The following is a 17,193-nucleotide window of genomic DNA, read 5'->3' on the forward strand; positions in this document are numbered from 1 at the left end:
GAGCAAACCGCGGCAGGTGTGCAGACCGATGACCAGCGTGGCGTCCTCGGATTGAAGAGCGGACTCGATGCACTGCGCTCGAGTCCGGAGTTCCGCGGCCCCGTCGAGTCGCTGGGAGACCACGACCCCACCGAACACCTCGCGGTAATTCACGAGAGCCAAGCCGAACGGCTCGCGGCCGTCGTCCCGTTCATGCGGCAGGGGATCGAGCGCGGCGAGCGCTGTCTGTACATCGTGAACGACCGCTCCGAGTCGGACCTGATCGAGGCGATGGAACGCGGCGGGATCGACGTCGACGCGGTCCTCGAGTCGGGCGCGCTTACGTTTCGTACGGTCGAGGACACCTATCTCAGAACCGGCACGTTCGATCCGGACGATATGCTCGAGTACTACGCCGACGCTATCGAGGCGGCGACGGCGGAGTACGCGGGCCTCCGCATCAGTGCCGAAACGACGTGGATACTCGATGAGGGAACGAGCCTCGAGAAGTTCATGGAGTACGAGAGCCGGGTGAACGAGCTGTTCGACGGCGAGGACTGCATCGCGCTGTGCCAGTACGATCGCGACGTAATTCCGGCCGAAATCATCTGCGATGTCGTTCGAACCCACCCGCATCTCGTCTACGACGGTGCGGTCTGTCACAACTTCTACTACACTCCGCCGGCGGAGTTCTTCCGCCCCGACAGTCCGGACCGCGAGGTCGACCGAATGCTCGGAACGCTCCACGAGCGAACGACCGCGAAAGTCGAACGCAACGAAACGATCGACGCGCTCGAGGAGTCCAACGATCAGCTACAGCGATTCGCCTATATCGCATCCCACGACCTGCAGGAGCCGTTACGGATGGTCTCGAGCTACCTCCAGCTCCTCGAGCGCAACTATCGGAACGAGCTCGACGCCGACGCGCGAGACTACATCGACTTCGCCGTCGGCGGTGCCGATCGGATGCGAGAGATGATCGACGACCTCCTCGAGTTCTCCCGGATCGACACGGGCGAGACGACGCTCGAGCCGGTCGACTGCGAGGGTGTTATCGACACCGTCCTCACCGACCACCAGGTGCAGATCGAGGAGAGCGGGGCGACGATCGAGACCGGAACGTTACCGACCGTCGAGGGCGACCGGACGCAACTCGAGCAGCTCTTTGCGAATCTCGTCGGCAACGCGATCAAGTATCGGGGGAACGAGCCACCGGAAATCGAGATCGATGCGACCGAGCGGGACGGCTACTGGCAGCTCTCGGTGTCGGACGACGGGATCGGAATCGACCCCGAATTCACCGACCAGATCTTCGACGTGTTCAATCGGCTCCACACGGAAACGGAGTATTCGGGGACGGGTATCGGGCTCGCGCTCTGTCGGAAGATCGCGACGAACCACGGCGGAGAGATCTGGGTCGACACCGAGCCCGGCGAGGGGTCGACGTTCTCGGTGACGCTCCCGAGGGCGCGGCACGCCGACTGACGGCCGCCGAAACGGACTGCGGTTCCGAGTCTGTCCTCCGACGAGCGGCAGGTGAAAAGCGTCCCCGCGGGTTAGCGCGGGGAAGGTATCACGAGGCGATCACTCGGTGTAGGAGCTCTCGCCGATGACTTCGACGAACTCGCCGCGACCGCTCGCGGCCGTCTCGTCGAACTCGGTCACGCGGACCCGCGCTTGCTTTTCGACCACGTCCGGCCCGGCTCCGTCGACGAGCAGCTCCGTATCGCCGATATACGCACGGCCGGTGGTGCCGTTCGACTCGGCGACGAAGACGTCGATCTCGCTTCCGACCTCGAGAGACGGCCTGTCCGCCCGGAACGTCCAGCCTTTCAGGTACTTTCCGAGGAGGCTCATACGCGCGCCACCTCCTCGCTCTCGCGGTCGATAACGTACTCGCGACCGAAGCCGGTCAGCGCCGCGATGACGAACACCGCGACCAGTAGCCACCCCTGGAAGACGAACGGGACGACGTCGATCGGGGTGACGACCATCGACTGTTCGAACCAGTCGTACTCACCGGGCAGGTTCTGCATCGCGCTGTAGCCGGCGAGCACGCCGCCCGACCACGGGAAAATGTAGCCCAGTGCGGCGGTCTGGCCGTCGAGAATGTTGGCGCGTCGGTAGCCGTTCAGATTGAACCGCTCGCCGATCTTCGAGATGTAAGGACCGATCGCGACCTCGGCGGCCGTATTGATCGTGATGATCGCGTTGATCAGCGCCGCCGAGCCGACCATCGTCAACTCGGCGTTGCGGACGTTCGTCGCGAGGTTCTCGATCGACCACTCGAGCAGGACCTCGAACGCGCCCCCGCGGATCATGATCTGGGCCGCACCGATGATCAGCAGGACGAGGATCGAGAGCTCGAGGAAGCCGGCGACGCCGGTCATGAGGCTCCCGGTGACCCCGACCGCGTCAGGGTCGCTGACGACCGTGAGGATCGGAAGCCCCTGGAGCGGTTCGGCCAGCGGCGCGTCGCCGGGCGCGTTGAACATGACGATGTCGCCGAGGGTCGTCAGCCCGAAGACGAGGTTGAAGGCGATCGCGATGACGATCCCCCACGAGATCGCCTCGACGATGTGGCGGCCGGCGACCGCTGCCCCGATGACGGCGGCCATCGAGACGACGTGAACGAGGCCGATCGCCTCGCTCCCCTCGAGGAAGATCGCCTGGGCCTCGGCGGAGATGTCGAGGCCGGTCATCGCCTGGCCGGCGGCGACGTAGCCGAGGAAGGCGACGAGTGCGGCGATGATGACGTACTTGAACCGCGAGGCGACGACCCCGCCGATGTCGGCATCCTGCGTGACGGCGCTGACGATCGTCGTGTCGCTGACGGGCGCGAGGTTGTCGCCGAAGATCGCGCCGGAGAGGATCGCGCCGAACAGCAAGACCGGATTCGCGCCGAGCAACACGCCGGCCGGGAAGAACAGGCCGACGAAGGCCACGGTCGCGCCGTAGCCCGTCCCGATCCCCGTCGTGAAGACGGCGGCGAGGACGAACGTGATCGCGGGGAACAGCGCCGCGCCGACGCCCGCGGTGTCGGCAAGCCAGACGAGGCCGCCGACGAAGCCGCCGTCCTGTAACAACTGGGCGAACATGCCAGCCCAGATCCACGCGACGATCGCCGTCACCGCGACGGGCTGGGTCATCCCCTCGAAGATCGTGTTGGCGTAGGTCTGCCAGTTCCCCCGTACGAAGAACATCCCGAGGATGAGGCCGATCAGGATACCGACGATGAGCCCGCCGGTGTCGCCGATCCGCCAGAGAGCGGTCTGGACGATCGCCCAGACGATGAAGAACGCGATCGGGACCGCGCTCATCCCCCGGCCACCGTAGAACTCGACCGTCGGTCCGTCGCCGTCGGGTTGTTCGAACTGGTCCGTCGGGTCGTCCCCGGTCTCACTCATACTCGATCACTCATGTTGTGACACGAATGTGCTAACTGGATTCGACATAATAACTATTTATGACAGTGTTGGTCGTTTGGATATCGCGTACTGCTATCGATCCGTCGTCCAGTACGGCCGACGCCTCCCATTTACCCGTCGATTCTCCCGGACTGGACGACGGGCCGCGATCGGCCGCCGACGCTCGACCGGCCCCGACGGGCGGCCGAAGCCGGTGACTTTTCGGCCGCGGCTCACCCACTACCGGGTATGATCGACGAGACGCCGGTACTGGACGATCACCTCCACCTCGATCCGGACGCCCACCGCGGCATCGACGCCGTCCGAGACTTCGCCCGCGTCGGCGGGACCCACCTGCTCGTGGTGAACAAACCCTCCTGGCACCTCGGCGTCGAAGCGGAAACCGGCGAGGACTTTCGCGACGTCTTCGAGCGAACGGTCGACATCGTCGCGGACGCCTCGAGCGAACTCGAGGGTCGAGCGTGGCCGGTCCTCGGGGTCCACCCGGGCCTGATCTCGCGGCTGGTCGACGACCGCGGCTTCACGCCCGAGGCGGCTCGCGACCTCATGCGGGCCGGGATCGACGTCGCCGCGGAGTACGTCGAGTCGGGCGACGCGCTGGCGCTGAAGTCCGGCCGGCCGCACTACGAGGTCGGCGACGACGTCTGGGACGCCTCGAACGCGGTTATGCGACGGGCGTTCGAGCACGGCGCGGCCCTCGAGTGTGCCGTCCAACTCCACGCAGAGGCCAGCGAGGACATGACCGAGGTGGCCGACTGGGCGGAAGACGCCGGCATGCCGGCCCACCGCGTCGTCAAACACTACGCGGGCGGCCGCCTGAAGGGCCCGACGCCGAGCGTCATGAGCGAGAAGGATCGCCTCGAGACCGCCGCCGAGCGCGGCGAGCCGTTCCTGATGGAGACCGACTACATCGACGACCCCGACCGGCCGGGCGCGGTGCTCGGTCCCAAGACGGTTCCCCGTCGGGTCCGGTGGCTCCTCGAGAACGGCCGCGAGGAGGCGGTCCGGATCGCCCATATCGAGACGCCGAAGCGAGTCTACGGCATCGATACGGAAGCGACCCTGGCCTCGGCGGAGTAAGAACGGATTACGCTCGGACGAGACCGCGAGCGACGAGCCGCCGAACGTGACCGTGAGCGCGTCTGTGAGGGATTCCGAGGCGCTCACCCAGCCGAGATAAACATTCACTCGCGGTGGCTAGTGTAGAGAAAGGCATTTCAAGCGGCCGGTGTAGGTGTCTGTATGAGCAATCCCCCGACCGAGTTCTACTCGGAGGAACGCTGGCAGAACTGGATCGATCGCATCAAAGACGAAGACATCGATCCGGAGGACGAATCGTCGGCGCGGCTCCTGTTGAACCTGCAGGACGACACGGCGATCGCGATCGCGAAGATCGTCGCCGCCTACGACGACGGGGAGCTCGGCCAGGAGGAGACGCTCGCGGAGATCAACGACGTCCGCGAGATCGTGCTCAGCGAGGTCGACATCGAGGACGAGGAGAAGCTGATTCTGGTCGACGGGGTCCAGACGAGCCTGGTCTGTGTCTTCTTTGCGGCCGAGGAGTACGTCGCGAACGGGCCGGCGGAAGAGGGCACCGTCGGCGACTATCTCAGCGCCGCGGCCGACGCCGAGGCCGAGGAGGACCTCGACACCGCGCTCGGCTACGCGGCCCAGGCGGGGACGCTCATCATCGACGATCAGGAACTCGACATGACCGTCGCCGAAGACCTCGAGTACGGACTCGTGACGGAGTGGATCAACGGCCTCGACAGCCTCCAGAGCGCAATGAGCGATCCGGAAGTCGTCGAGGAAGACGAGTAACGAATACCGTCGCGACGACGTTCGGTTCCGTCGTCGCCGCTCGATAGCCATCAGACGTTTAACCGATGGTGACTATCCTCGCGTATGTTTCGCCGGGAAGACGAGCGCGCAGTGACCGTCCAGATCGGGGCGGTCCTCCTGCTGGCCATCGTCTTCACCGCGCTCGCCCTCTATCAGGTCAACGCCGTCCCCGCGGAGAACGGGGCGGTCGAGAGCGAGCACAACCAGCAGGTCCGCGACGAGATGCAGGACCTGCGGAACGCGATCCGAAACGTCGGGACGAGCGGCGGCACCGAGTCGGTGGCCGTCACCCTCGGCACCCAGTACCCGGCGCGAACGGTCTCGATGAACCCGCCCGATCCGAGGGGAACGCTCGAGACGACCGGTAACGGAACCGTGCGTATCGACAACGCCTCGTACGTCGGCTCCAGCGACGACTACCACGGGGACCCGGCGACGATGATCGAGGGAGACCACGCGACGACGACGCTGGTCTACGAGCCGGACTACAACGAGTATCCGAACGCACCGTCGACCAGAATCGAACACGGGTACGCGTTCAACGATTTCGAGGACGCGACCGTCCCGCTGACCGATCAGGGGCTGCTCAACGACGGGACGATCAGGCTCGTGCTGCTCGAGGGGGCGCTCTCCGAGTCGGGAAGCGGGGCGGTGTCGGTCGATCCGACGGTGCTCAGCGGTCCCAGCGACGCGGTACCGATAACTGCGGCCGAGGGGGCGGGCAACATCACGATCACGATGCCGACCCACTCGCCCGCGCGGTGGAACGAAACGATCGGGACGACGTTCGATGCCGGGGAATCCGACGCTCGAGTCGTCGCGTACGCCGACGGCGAGTTGCGGATCGAACTCGCCGACAGGGCCGAGGAGTACGCGCTCCGGATGGCTCGCGTCGGCATCGGCGACGGCGGCAACCGAAGCGACGACTACGACGTTCGGCGGGCGGACGACGATAGCGGCGATGGCGGCCGGAGCCCGGCGTATCACGTCGACTGGCAGGACCCGTCCGGACAGTCCGGCGTCGACGACGATCGGTGCGATGCGGACTCGTGTACCGTCGTCGGCGATTCGGTCGACCTCTCGATGACGACGGACGAAACCGCCGCCGACGCGTCCGTCGAGTACGCGGTGAACGATACCGCCGTCGGAGCCCTCTCGTCGACCGAGGGACGGACGGACTCCAGCGGGACGCACGGGATTACCTTCGACGTCAGTTCGGACGCGACGGATTCGGATTCCGTGCTCGTCTACACCTCGAGCGGGAGCGACGGCGATCGCATCCGCCTCGATATTTCACGCGAGTCGTCCTTCGACGTCACGATCACCGGAACGAACGAGCCGGTCGGCGAGAACGAGACGCTGTCAGTGACCGCGGAGATCGAAAACGTCGGGGGCGCGGCCGACACGCAAGCAGTGAATCTGACGATCGGTGACGGCGTCGGCGAGGTGGATACCGAACCCGTCGAACTGGCACCCGGCGAGTCCGACACGGTGACGCTTGACTGGGAGACGACGGTCGGCGATGCGGGAACGTACGACGCGACCGTGGCCAGCGAGGACGCCCGCGAAACGAACACGGTCGACGTCGGCGAGCACTCGCCGCCGACTGCATCGATCGACGCCGCGACGTACCGGACGAGCGGCCCGTGGTGGTGGCCGAGTTACGACGTGATAGTCGACTGGTCCGCCAGCGACGACGACGAACTGAGCGGCGGCTCGGTCAACGAAGTACGACTGTACGACTCGAGCGGGACCTACATCGGGAGCCGCGAGATATCGCCGAGCGGGACGACGGACAGCGGTCGCGTACAGGTTAGCGACGTCAGAAGCAACCCCGACGGCTGGACGGCGGAACTCGAGCTCTCGAACACGCACGACATCCAGGACACCGATTCCGAAACGGTTACTGCCAGCTGACGTGCCGCCGATCCGGTCCGATTCGTCGGACCGCTGTCGACCGCTCACGACCGCCAAGTTCGTCCAGGCTGGTCCGTACCGGTCAAAAATACGACGATCGTCGAAATGACGAACGACAATACCTTGTATGGTCACCTGTATTGATAGCGTATGACTGCAGTCGGTATCGACGCCGTCGAAATTTGGACCGGAAATCTCAAACTCGACCTTCCTGGCACGTTCGCCCCGGAGAAGGGCGAAGATCCGGAAAAGTATACGAAAGGACTCGGACTCAACGCCAGTTCGTTCCCCGACAGCTACGAGGACATCGTCACGATGGGGGCGAACGCCGCCCACCGATTGATGGAGCGGAAGGGCCTCGAGCCCGACGATATCGGTCGAATCGACGTCGCGACCGAGAGCGCGTTCGACAACTCGAAGCCGGTTTCGACGTACGTCGCTGGCTGCCTCGAGCAGGTCTACGAGGGTGACTTCCACCACGCGAACAAGGGCGAGCGGAAGTTCGCCTGTATCGCCGGGACGCAGAGTCTGGACGACGCGTACAACTGGATCCGCGCGGGCCGCAATCGCGGTCGCTCGGCACTGGTGATCGCGACCGACACGGCGCTGTACGCCCGCGGTGACGACGGCGAGGCGACCCAGGGTGCCGGTGCCGTCGCGATGCTCATCAGCGAGGATCCGAACCTCGTCGAACTCTCCGCCGAACAAGGGTACGGCTCGGCCGACGAGACCGACTTCCTCAAACCCAACCAGCAGTTCCCCTCGGTCGACGGCAAGCGCTCGGTGCAGGTCTACCTCGCACGGATGCGCGAGGCCCTCGAGGACTTCGAGAGCGTCGCGGGCGAGGTCCACGAGGAGGACTTCACGTACGCGCCCTTCCACACGCCGTTCCCCGGCATGGTCCGGAAGGCCGCGCTGCTCGCGTTCCGCCACATCACGCGGAACACGGACATCGAGGACGAACTGGCCGAAGAGATCGGTCGGCAGCCCCGTCCGGAGGCGTTCGACTCCGACGAGGCGTATCACGACGCCCTCCGGGAGTACATGGACGCCCTCAAGGACACCGACCGCTACGCCGAGTGGTACGACACGACCATCGATCCGACGCTGACGATCGCCCGCGAGGTCGGCAACTGGTACACCGGTTCCGTCCACGTCGCCCGCGCGAGCGCGCTCCAACACGCCCTCGAGAACGGGCGCGAGATGACCGGCGAGAAGTTGCTCGTCGGCTCCTACGGGAGCGGCGCGCAGGCGGAGATCCACGCCGAGACGATCCGGGAGGGATGGGAGGACGAGATCGAGGCCCTGAACGTCGACGAGCAGCTCGCCGAACGTTACGAAATGGACTGGGCGGACTACGAGGAGATCCACGACGCCCACAACCACGAGATGGACGTCGACGTCGAGGAGTTCACGACGCCGAGCGAGGAGTTCGTCTTCGACGGCTGGGGCCGTATGGGCGAGCGCAAGTATCGGTACGTGGAATAGGCGGCATTTTCACTCGCGAGCAAGTTGCGGTGTGTCTTGTCACGTTCGGCCGAGACAGTACCTTCTGAGTCGGAATCGTTAGAACAGATATTCGTGCCTACGAGTTCCGAGACGACAGTGATGCTATAAGTTCCGGATGGCTCTACAGACGGATACGATTTGAGTTCGTCCGTAACTGACCCGAAACACCAGCTGTGAGCTCTATCGCACAGTTGTCGTCGACGAGACGAGGGGCCACCTGATCGACGAGAACGCACGTATCAGTAGAATAATATATGTCGCGGTCACACGTCTGGGTATGCCAGATCGTCCCGAGCCGCCGGCCTGGATCGTCGAGCAGCCCGGGTTGACGGCGGTCGCACTACTGAGTGGGATTCTCGCACTGTTCGTTCTCTTGCCGTATCTCCAGTACGTCCTCTTCGGTATCGTCCTCGCCTACATTATGCTGCCCGTACAGCGACGCCTCGAGCGGTACGTGAGACCCACGTTCGCAGCGATCGCGGTGGTGGTTGCCACGTTAGTCGTCGTTTTGATCCCGCTCGTCTACATCCTCTCGGTCGCCATCGGACAGTCGCTTCGGGTCATCCGTTCCATTCGACGGGGCGAGGTCGACATCGAGACGATCGAGGACGTTCTCGAGACCAACGGCTACGCCGTCGATCTCGTCGATCTCTACGAATCGAATCAAGGCCGGATCGCGACCGCCATCCAGGAGGTCACGTCGGGCGCGATCGATATCCTCGGCAGCCTGCCGAATCTCTTCATCGGGTTGACCGTCACGCTGTTCGTCCTCTTTGCGCTGTTACGGGACGGGGAAGAGCTCGTCGAGTGGTTCCAGTGGGTGTTGCCGATCGACGACGAGGTCCTGATGGAACTGCGCACGGGGCTGGATCGGCTCATGTGGGCATCGGTCGTCGGCAACGTCGCCGTCGCAGGCATTCAGGCGGTACTGCTCGGCGTCGGGTTAGCAATCGCCGGCGTCCCCGCGGTCGTCTTCCTTACCGTCGCGACGTTCGTCCTGACGTTGCTCCCGCTCGTCGGTGCGTTCGGGATCTGGATCCCGGCAGCAGTCTACCTGGTCGCGATCGGACGGCCGACTGCCGGTGGGGCGATGGCCGTCTACGGACTCCTCGTCACGTTCTCGGATTCGTACCTTCGTCCCGCGCTGATCGGCCGGACCAGCGCGTTCAACTCCGCAACCGTCGTCGTCGGCATCTTCGGCGGACTGGTCGTCTTCGGAGCCGTCGGCCTGTTCATCGGTCCCGTCGTCCTCGGCGGCGCGAAACTCACGTTCGATTGCTTCGCTCGGGTACGGACCGGCGATTCCCCGCCCGGAGCCGCTCCCGAGGGCGAGGGGACGGAAGGCGGTACCGCGGACCCGATCGACGAAACCGGGTCGGCAGCCGATGCCGACGGAGACGTCGACACCGACTCGTGACCGCCTGTCGATCCCTCGTGCTGCCGATACGTCGCCCACTGTGACTGTCTCGAAGCGAGTGGAAGAGCCGGGGGACGTGTCGATCAACAATGCAGACGCTCACGGACGCGTGTCCGACAGTGTCAGTCGTTTTTCCACTCCCCCGGTTTCTGGCCGTGGATCTCGCCTTTCGCCTCCCGTTGGCTCGGCCACAGGCCGAGAGCGATCGTGGTCCCGAAGAAGACGGCGAGGAGGCCCGCCACTAACGCGCCGTGAACGCCGGGGAGTTCCGCGGCTTCCGTCCAGCGCTGTTCGGGTGTGAACAGCGTGACCTTGAATACCCAGCCGACCACGGCCACCGAAAACAACAGCCCATAGACTCGTCGTATCCGTCGAGAAAGCGCCTCTCGAGTCGACACCTTGAACGTCGGGTGCCGGAGGTCGTCGCTCAGTTCTTCGCGCCACGCGGGATGTTCGACGCCGACGGGCTCTAACGCGTTCGCGAACACGTTCTCCTGCACGAAGCGGACGCGGGCGCGCCAGTGGTCGTAGAATCGGTACCGACGGACCTCGTAAAACAGGAAGATCGATAGAACGAATATCCCGATCAGGAGCAGGAACGCCGGCATATTGCGGCTCGAGAAGACGAGGGACAACAGCGCAGCGAGCAGCGTGATCGCCCAGTCGGTCGTCCGGTCGATCCGATCCTGCGCGCTGTTGGCCTGGCTGACCTCGCCGCGGTAAAAGTGGGGCAGCACGCCGAGCAGGGCGTCGATATCGCCGGCGGCCGCCGCTCCGACCTCCTGATCGCCGCGGTCGAGCGGCCCATCTCGCTTCGCTCGCTCGTCCCGGTCGTCGCCGGTCGGTGAACCGTCTCGGCCTCCGCGGCCGGTCCGTCCGGCCCTGTCGTTGTCGTCGACCATGGGACTTCGATACCGCCGTCGTGCATAGTGGTCCGTGTAGCGACTGCAGGTCACGTCCCGAGCGATCGGCCGTCGAGAGACACCGCCGACAGACACCGGCCAGTCGCTCCGAAACGAGTGCGTTCATAACCCCTTGTCTGCTAGAGGCCAGTATCGTGTCTCGGATCGAGCGCTGCAATCGTCGCGGGTGGGGATGGAAGGAATCGATCCATCGAGACCACAGCTAGTCATGCACGGATCACACGCCACGGGGAGCCCCTACGCTCCCCACACGGAAGCAGACCGCACCGCCATGCTCGAGGCGATCGGGTCGGAGTCCGTCGAAGCTCTCTTCGACATTCCGGCCGACATCCGGTTCGACGGACGGTTCGACATCGACGCGCGAACGGAGCGGGAGACGCGGCGACTGGTTCGATCGATTCTCGGTCGCAACGACGACCTGACCGAACTACTCGGGCGCGGACACTACGGCTACTACGTGCCGTCGCTGGTCGATCACCTCGCGGATCGCTCGGAGTTTCTCACCTCGTACACGCAGTATCAACCCGAGATCTCCCAGGGGTTCCTGCAGGCCCTGTTCGAGTACCAGTCGCTGCTGGTCGAGCTAACGGGCCTCGAGGTCGCGAACTGTTCGATGTACGACGCCGCGACCGCGCTCGGCGAGGCGGCCACGCTGGCCGACCGCGTCCGCGATACCACGGGTCACCGCGTGCTCGTTCCCGACCTCCTGCGCGAGGAACGACGGAGTACCCTCGAGAACTACGTCGCCGGCACGGATCTCGACGTCGAGGCGTACCCCGTCGACGACGGAAACGTCGATCTCGCGGGACTCGAGGACGCCGTCGACGAGGACGTCGTGCTACTCTACGCGGAGAACCCGACCGTCCGCGGAACGATCGAGGAGCACCTCGACGCGGTCGGCGAGCTCGCCGACGCCAACGACGCGCTGTTCGTGCTCGGCTCCGACCCGATCGCGCTCTCCCTGCTCGAGCGGCCCGCCGACGTCGGCGCCGACGTCGTCGTCGGTGACGCGAGCGTCCTCGGGCTGCCGACGAGCTACGGGATGGGACTGGGCCTGTTCGCGACGCGGGAGGAGTACCTGCGGCAGGTCCCCGGCCGGCTGGTCGGGGTGAGCGAGGACGCGACCGACCGCCGGGCGTACACGCTCACCCTGCAGACCCGCGAACAGCACATCCGTCGGGAACGCGCGACGAGTAACATCTGTACGAATCAGGCGTGGGTCGCCCTCCGGACCGCGATCCACGCCGCCGCCCTCGGTCCGTCCGGGATGGTCGACCTCGCGACGCGCGACGTGACTCGAGCGCGCGAGCTCGCGGCTCGGCTCGACGAGATCGTCGGCGTCAAAGCGCCGGTCCACGACCGACACCACATCCGCGAGTTCGTCGCTCACGTCGACCAGCCCGCGCGGGCCGTCGCCGCGGACCTCGAGCGACTCGGCTTCGCGGTCCACGTCGTCGGCGATCACGAGATTCAGGTCTGCGTCGCCGGCGTCCCCGACGAGCGGCTCGATCGGTTCGTCGAAGCGGTCGCGGAGGTGGCGCGATGAGCGACGACCGACCCGCGGGCGACGCGAGCTCGCGCTACGACCAGGCGAGATACGTCGAGAACGGGGAGTACGAACCCCTCCTCTCGGAGAAGGACCTGACGCGAGTCGAGGTCGGCGGCGACGGAAACGCGAGCGGCGGCGAGGACGGCTCGCCGCTCCCGGACGACCTGACGCGGGACTCGCTCGAGCTCCCGGCGCTCTCCGAACCCGAACTGGCGCGCCACTACACGCGGCTCTCCCAGATGATCTACGGGATCGACAGCGGTCCCTACCCGCTGGGGTCCTGTACCATGAAGTACAACCCAAAGTTCACCGAAGACGTGGCCGCGCTCCCGGCGGCGGCCGTCCATCCCGACCGCTCCGAGGAGTCCGTCCAGGGCACCCTCGAGCTCCTCTATCGGCTGCAGGACTACCTCGGCAGAATCGGCGGTATGGATGCGGTGACGCTCCAGCCGCCGGCCGGCGCGGCCGGCGAGTTCGTCGGTATCCGCGTCGCCGCGGCCTACCACGAACACAACGGCGAGGGCCACCGTGACGAGGTCATCGTCCCCGAGAGCGCCCACGGGACGAACTTCGCCACCGCCGCGCTCGGCGGCTACGACGTCGTTTCCCTGCCCAGCGACGACGAGGGCCGGGTCGATCTGGACGCACTCGAGGCGGCGCTCTCCGAGAACACGGCCGCGCTGATGCTGACGAATCCGAACACGCTCGGGCTGTTCGAGCGCGACATCGCGGAGATCGCCGAGCTGGTCCACGAGGTCGGCGGACTGCTCTACTACGACGGGGCGAACCTGAACGCGCTGCTCGGCCGCGCACGACCCGGGGACATGGGATTCGACGTGATGCACTACAACGTCCACAAGACGTTCGCGACGCCCCACGGCGGCGGCGGGCCGGGTGCGGGGCCGGTCGGCGTCGTCGACGACCTCGCGCCGTTCCTGCCCGCGCCGCGGATCCGGAAGCGCGACGAGCGATCGAAGACGGGTGAGCCGATTTACGAACGCTTCGACCCCGAACGGACCATCGGCAAGGTTCACGGGTTCGAGGGCAACTGGCTGGTGCTCGTCAAGACCTTCGCCTACATCGCCCGCCTCGGCGACGAGGGACTCGCGGACGCGAGCGCATCGGCAGTCCTCAACGCGAACTACCTCGCCGAGCGGATCGACTACGAGGTGCCGTACGGACCGTTCCACCACGAGTTCGTCGCCAGCGCCGGCGAGCAGGACGCGGCCGACGTCGCGAAACGAATGCTCGACTACGGTGTCCACCCGCCGACGACCAAGTGGCCCGAGATCGTCCCCGAGGCCCTGATGACCGAGCCGACCGAGGTCGAGAGCAAGACCACGCTCGATCGGCTCGCCGCCGCGTTCAACGCCGTCGCCGGCGAGGACGACGCGGCGCTCGAGACCGCGCCGGAACGGACCACCGCACGCCGGATCGATCAGACGAGCGCCGCGCGCAATCCGCGGTTGTCGTGGCAGGCGCTCGAGGACGAGTCCTGATCGCCCGGCGCTATTTCTCGCACGCGGCCGCGAGGTCACTTCCCGCCGCCGCGCATCGTCGGTCGACGCGACGGTGCCGAACGCGGAAGCAGGCCCGAATCTCTGCCGGTATTTGGCTGCGAAGACGACCGCGAGTGTAATGCTTCCCGGTTACGAGGAATGACGAACCTGTCGAACGGTACCTTTCAAAACAAGAATGGATAAACCAGAATCGGTTATATTCGTGTTGCCGATTGGCAAACCTTTTCCACGCGACTGGGCATCAGTGGGACCCATGGCCAGTCACTCAGACTCAGCCGAGGATCGCCGAAATGACGTAATGGAACGCCACCGCGAGGCGGCCGACGCAGTCGTCCCGGAACGGACGTCGCTGTATATCGGCGGCGAGTTCACCGAGCCGGCGGGCGGCGAAACGTTCGCAACGATCGATCCGACGACGACCCAGGAACTCGCGTCCGTCGCCCGCGGTCGCGAAGCTGACGTAAATCGTGCGGTCGAGGCCGCGTGGGAAGCGTTCGAGACGGAGTGGTCGGAGCACTCCCCTGGCGATCGTCAGCGGATCCTGACCGAAATCGCCGACGTGATCGAGGCCAACGCCGACGAACTCGCCCGGCTGGAGACGCTCGACAACGGCAAGCCGATCACGGAGGCGAGGATCGACGTCGACTCCGCCGCGGAACAGTTCCGCTACTTCGCCGGGATCGTCCGCGAAAACGGCGGCGAGACGATGACCGAGGGTTCGAGGTACGGACAGGTGATCTCTGAGCCGTACGGCGTCGTCGCACAAGTGATTCCGTGGAACTTCCCCCTGCTGATGGCGTCGTGGAAACTCGCACCCGCGCTTGCCGCCGGCAACTGTACGGTGTTGAAACCCGCCGAACAGACGCCGCTGTCCGCGCTTCGGTTGGCCGGGCTGCTCGACGAGGTCGTCCCGGACGGCGTCGTCAACGTCGTCACCGGCTTCGGCGAGGAGGCTGGCGACCCGCTGACTCGCCATCCCGACGTTCGAAAGGTGGCGTTCACCGGGTCGACCGCCGTCGGAAAGCAAGTCATGACGAACGCGGCCGAGAACGTCACCGACGTGACGCTCGAGCTCGGTGGCAAGAGCCCCGTGGTCGTCTTCTCCGATGTCGACGTCCCGAAAGCGGTCCAGTTGATTACGGCTGCGATCTTCTACAACACCGGCGAGTGCTGCGAGGCCGGCTCGCGGCTGTTCGTCCACGAGGACGTCGCCGACGACGTTCTCGACGGACTCGTCAATGCGATCGATGAGATGGAAATCGGGGACCCGCTCCGCGAGGCGACTGATCTCGGCCCGAAGGTTTCCACGGAGCAGGTCGATCGCACGCTCGAGTATCTCGAGGCGGCACAGGACGCCGGCGGTCGGTTCCTCGCCGGCGGCGACCGTCCCGACGACGAGGTCCTCTCCGAGGGCTGTTACGTCGAACCGACACTCATCGAGGGGCTCGAGCACGACCACGCCGCCGTTCAGGAGGAAATCTTCGGCCCGGTGCTCGAAGTGTTCCGATGGACCGACTACGAGACGATGATGGAACTGGCGAACGACGTCGACTACGGACTCGCCGGCGGCGTCATCACCGACGACGTTACGCAAGCGAACCGGGCCGCGAGGGATATCGAAGCAGGGTACATCTGGATAAACAGCTACCACGACCTCGCACCGGGGCTTCCGTTCGGCGGCTACAAACAGTCCGGGATCGGTCGGGAACTGAGCGCCGACACGCTGGATCACTATCGGCAGACGAAAACGATCAATCTCTCGCTCGGGTGAACCGGTCCCTCGCGAGAGTGCGGTCGGTCACGGTACGCCCAACTCCCCTGCGAGCGAACCGAGCCGGGAACATCCGAGACGCTTACGCGGTACTCGAGTCGACGGCGGTGCCGTTGTCGCCGATGCGGACGAAGCCGTAGTCGCAGTCCGGGCAGTGCCACTTGACTTTCTCGCCGAGGTGGAGCGTCGTGCTCGCGGCGCGGTAGAACGTCTTCTCGCCCCCGCAGACGGGACACTCGTGGTCGAGTTCCAGAGCCATAGGCGGCGATAGCGGGCGAAGCGAGTTTAACGTACTGGTTCCGGCGTCGGCCCCGTCGGCGCGGCTGCCCGACCTCCCGCGGCGGGCGGTGACACGGAAGTTAAGTGCGATCCCGCCGTCGGTCGGCGTATGTCGATCTACACCGGGCGCGGCGACGACGGACAGACGGATCTCCGGGACATGACCCGCGTCTCCAAGTCGAGCGCCCGCATCGAGGCCTACGGGACAGTCGACGAACTCAACGCCCTGATCGGGACGGTTCGCCCGACCGACCACGACGACATCGACGACCGCCTCTCGGCGATCCAGAACCACCTCCACGTCGTGCAGGCCGACTTCGCGAATCCCGACCCCGACGAGGACGATCCCGCGATCCGACCCGACCACGTCGAGACCGTCGAAGACTGGATCGACGACTACGACGAGGAACTCGAGCCGCTGACCTCGTTTATTCTGCCGACCGGCAGCGAGCACGGGGCGGCGCTGCACCACGCCCGCACCGTCTGCCGGCGCGCCGAGCGCCGCGCGGTCGCGCTCGCCTCGGCCGAGCAGATCAACGAAGACGCAGTCCAGTACCTCAATCGGCTCTCGGATGGGCTGTTCACATTCGCCCGCGTCGTCAACGCTCGCGACGGAGAGCCGGAGGAAGCGCCCGAGTACTAGCGGGCTGTACGCAGAATCGGCTCGGCCTCACCGGTCGCTGCGATCGGTGAGACGGCTCCGACTTCGGTACCGAACCGGATCGGTCTCGTCGGTGGTCGGTGATCGGTCGTCGCTCCCTCGAGCACGGGACGCGACCTACGCGGTCTCGGTCGTCGGCGGTAACTCGATGGCGACCAGTTCGTGTCCGGTCTCCCGTCGGTGATCGGTTCCGATCCGGGTCGCTTCGTCGCGGCCGGTCGCCGCTCGCTCGTACGAACAGCCGTTGCAGTCCACGAGGTACCGCTTCCCCTCTCCGCCGCCGGGAGCCGTCTCTTTCGTTGTCATACGCGTCTAGTAGGTGACCACCCGCTTGAACCGTCCTCCAAAAGAAATTGGACGGAAGCGGCGTTCACGTCCGCGTGAACTATCAGTCGATG

General features: G+C 65.7%; 15 protein-coding genes. 10 read left to right on the forward strand and 5 right to left on the reverse strand.

The genetic code is table 11. The annotated features are described in order from the left end of the window. The first annotated feature begins 18 nt into the window (after positions 1-18). Positions 19-1,464 (forward strand): sensor histidine kinase, encoded by a 1,446-nt coding sequence (locus BMX07_RS02600; RefSeq protein WP_245742027.1) that lies wholly within the window; start codon positions 19-21, stop codon positions 1,462-1,464. Between the two features lie 99 nt (positions 1,465-1,563). Here the strand turns inward: BMX07_RS02600 and BMX07_RS02605 are convergent, their stop codons facing one another. Next, entirely contained in the window at positions 1,564-1,836 is a 273-nt protein-coding gene (locus BMX07_RS02605; protein WP_090613281.1) for a DUF7513 family protein, read from the reverse strand. Then, a complete protein-coding gene (locus tag BMX07_RS02610; protein ID WP_090613286.1) occupies positions 1,833-3,386 on the reverse strand; it encodes a Na+/H+ antiporter NhaC family protein in 1,554 nt (517 codons plus the stop codon). The genes BMX07_RS02605 and BMX07_RS02610 overlap by 4 nt, the downstream gene beginning before the upstream one ends. A 249-nt stretch (positions 3,387-3,635) precedes the next feature. Between BMX07_RS02610 and BMX07_RS02615 the strand changes: the two genes are divergently transcribed. From BMX07_RS02615 to BMX07_RS02635, 5 genes are all read left to right on the forward strand, one after another. Further along, a complete protein-coding gene (locus BMX07_RS02615; RefSeq protein WP_090613289.1) occupies positions 3,636-4,487 on the forward strand; it encodes a TatD family hydrolase in 852 nt (283 codons plus the stop codon). Positions 4,488-4,649: 162 nt separating this feature from the next. Beyond that, positions 4,650-5,228: a DUF2150 family protein gene (locus BMX07_RS02620; RefSeq protein WP_090613293.1), complete on the forward strand. Its 579-nt coding sequence runs from the start codon at positions 4,650-4,652 to the stop codon at positions 5,226-5,228. An 84-nt stretch (positions 5,229-5,312) separates the two neighbouring features. Then, the gene (locus BMX07_RS02625) at positions 5,313-7,166 is read left to right on the forward strand and encodes a CARDB domain-containing protein (protein WP_090613297.1); all 1,854 of its coding nucleotides are present in this window, start codon (positions 5,313-5,315) and stop codon (positions 7,164-7,166) included. Between the two features lie 150 nt (positions 7,167-7,316). Further along, positions 7,317-8,654, forward strand: a complete 1,338-nt coding sequence (hmgB, locus tag BMX07_RS02630; protein ID WP_090613300.1) for a hydroxymethylglutaryl-CoA synthase — start codon at positions 7,317-7,319, stop codon at positions 8,652-8,654. Between the two features lie 298 nt (positions 8,655-8,952). Next, a complete protein-coding gene (locus tag BMX07_RS02635; RefSeq protein WP_090613305.1) occupies positions 8,953-10,092 on the forward strand; it encodes an AI-2E family transporter in 1,140 nt (379 codons plus the stop codon). A 122-nt stretch (positions 10,093-10,214) separates the two neighbouring features. On the opposite strand, the gene BMX07_RS02640 is transcribed toward BMX07_RS02635, so the two are convergent. Continuing rightward, the gene (locus BMX07_RS02640) at positions 10,215-10,994 is read right to left on the reverse strand and encodes a DUF2270 domain-containing protein (protein WP_090613309.1); all 780 of its coding nucleotides are present in this window, start codon (positions 10,992-10,994) and stop codon (positions 10,215-10,217) included. 229 nt (positions 10,995-11,223) lie between these two features. On the opposite strand from BMX07_RS02640, the gene gcvPA reads away from it, so the two are divergent. The 3 genes from gcvPA (at position 11,224) to BMX07_RS02655 (ending at position 15,855) form a co-directional block, all read left to right on the forward strand. Next, positions 11,224-12,561 carry an aminomethyl-transferring glycine dehydrogenase subunit GcvPA gene (gene gcvPA, locus BMX07_RS02645; RefSeq protein ID WP_090613313.1) on the forward strand — a complete coding sequence of 446 codons (1,338 nt, stop codon included), beginning with the start codon at positions 11,224-11,226 and terminating at the stop codon, positions 12,559-12,561. Beyond that, on the forward strand, positions 12,558-14,063 hold the full coding sequence (gcvPB, locus tag BMX07_RS02650) for an aminomethyl-transferring glycine dehydrogenase subunit GcvPB (protein ID WP_090613316.1): 1,506 nt from the start codon (positions 12,558-12,560) through the stop codon (positions 14,061-14,063). Before gcvPA ends, gcvPB begins: the two co-directional genes overlap by 4 nt. Before the next feature lie 274 nt (positions 14,064-14,337). Continuing rightward, positions 14,338-15,855, forward strand: coding sequence for an aldehyde dehydrogenase family protein (locus BMX07_RS02655; protein ID WP_090613320.1), 1,518 nt, complete (start codon positions 14,338-14,340; stop codon positions 15,853-15,855). Positions 15,856-15,937: 82 nt separating this feature from the next. Here BMX07_RS02655 and BMX07_RS24135 read toward each other — a convergent pair whose 3' ends face one another. Next, the gene (locus BMX07_RS24135) at positions 15,938-16,114 is read right to left on the reverse strand and encodes a DUF7838 family putative zinc beta-ribbon protein (RefSeq protein ID WP_175480017.1); all 177 of its coding nucleotides are present in this window, start codon (positions 16,112-16,114) and stop codon (positions 15,938-15,940) included. Between the two features lie 129 nt (positions 16,115-16,243). Between BMX07_RS24135 and BMX07_RS02660 the strand changes: the two genes are divergently transcribed. Beyond that, entirely contained in the window at positions 16,244-16,777 is a 534-nt protein-coding gene (locus tag BMX07_RS02660; RefSeq protein ID WP_090613323.1) for a cob(I)yrinic acid a,c-diamide adenosyltransferase, read from the forward strand. A gap of 135 nt (positions 16,778-16,912) precedes the next feature. Here BMX07_RS02660 and BMX07_RS02665 read toward each other — a convergent pair whose 3' ends face one another. Then, positions 16,913-17,101: a hypothetical protein gene (locus BMX07_RS02665; RefSeq protein ID WP_090613327.1), complete on the reverse strand. Its 189-nt coding sequence runs from the start codon at positions 17,099-17,101 to the stop codon at positions 16,913-16,915. Positions 17,102-17,193 lie beyond the last annotated feature (92 nt).

Origin of the sequence: Natrinema salaciae, from assembly GCF_900110865.1 — an archaeon.
GTDB classification, from domain to species: domain Archaea; phylum Halobacteriota; class Halobacteria; order Halobacteriales; family Natrialbaceae; genus Natrinema; species Natrinema salaciae.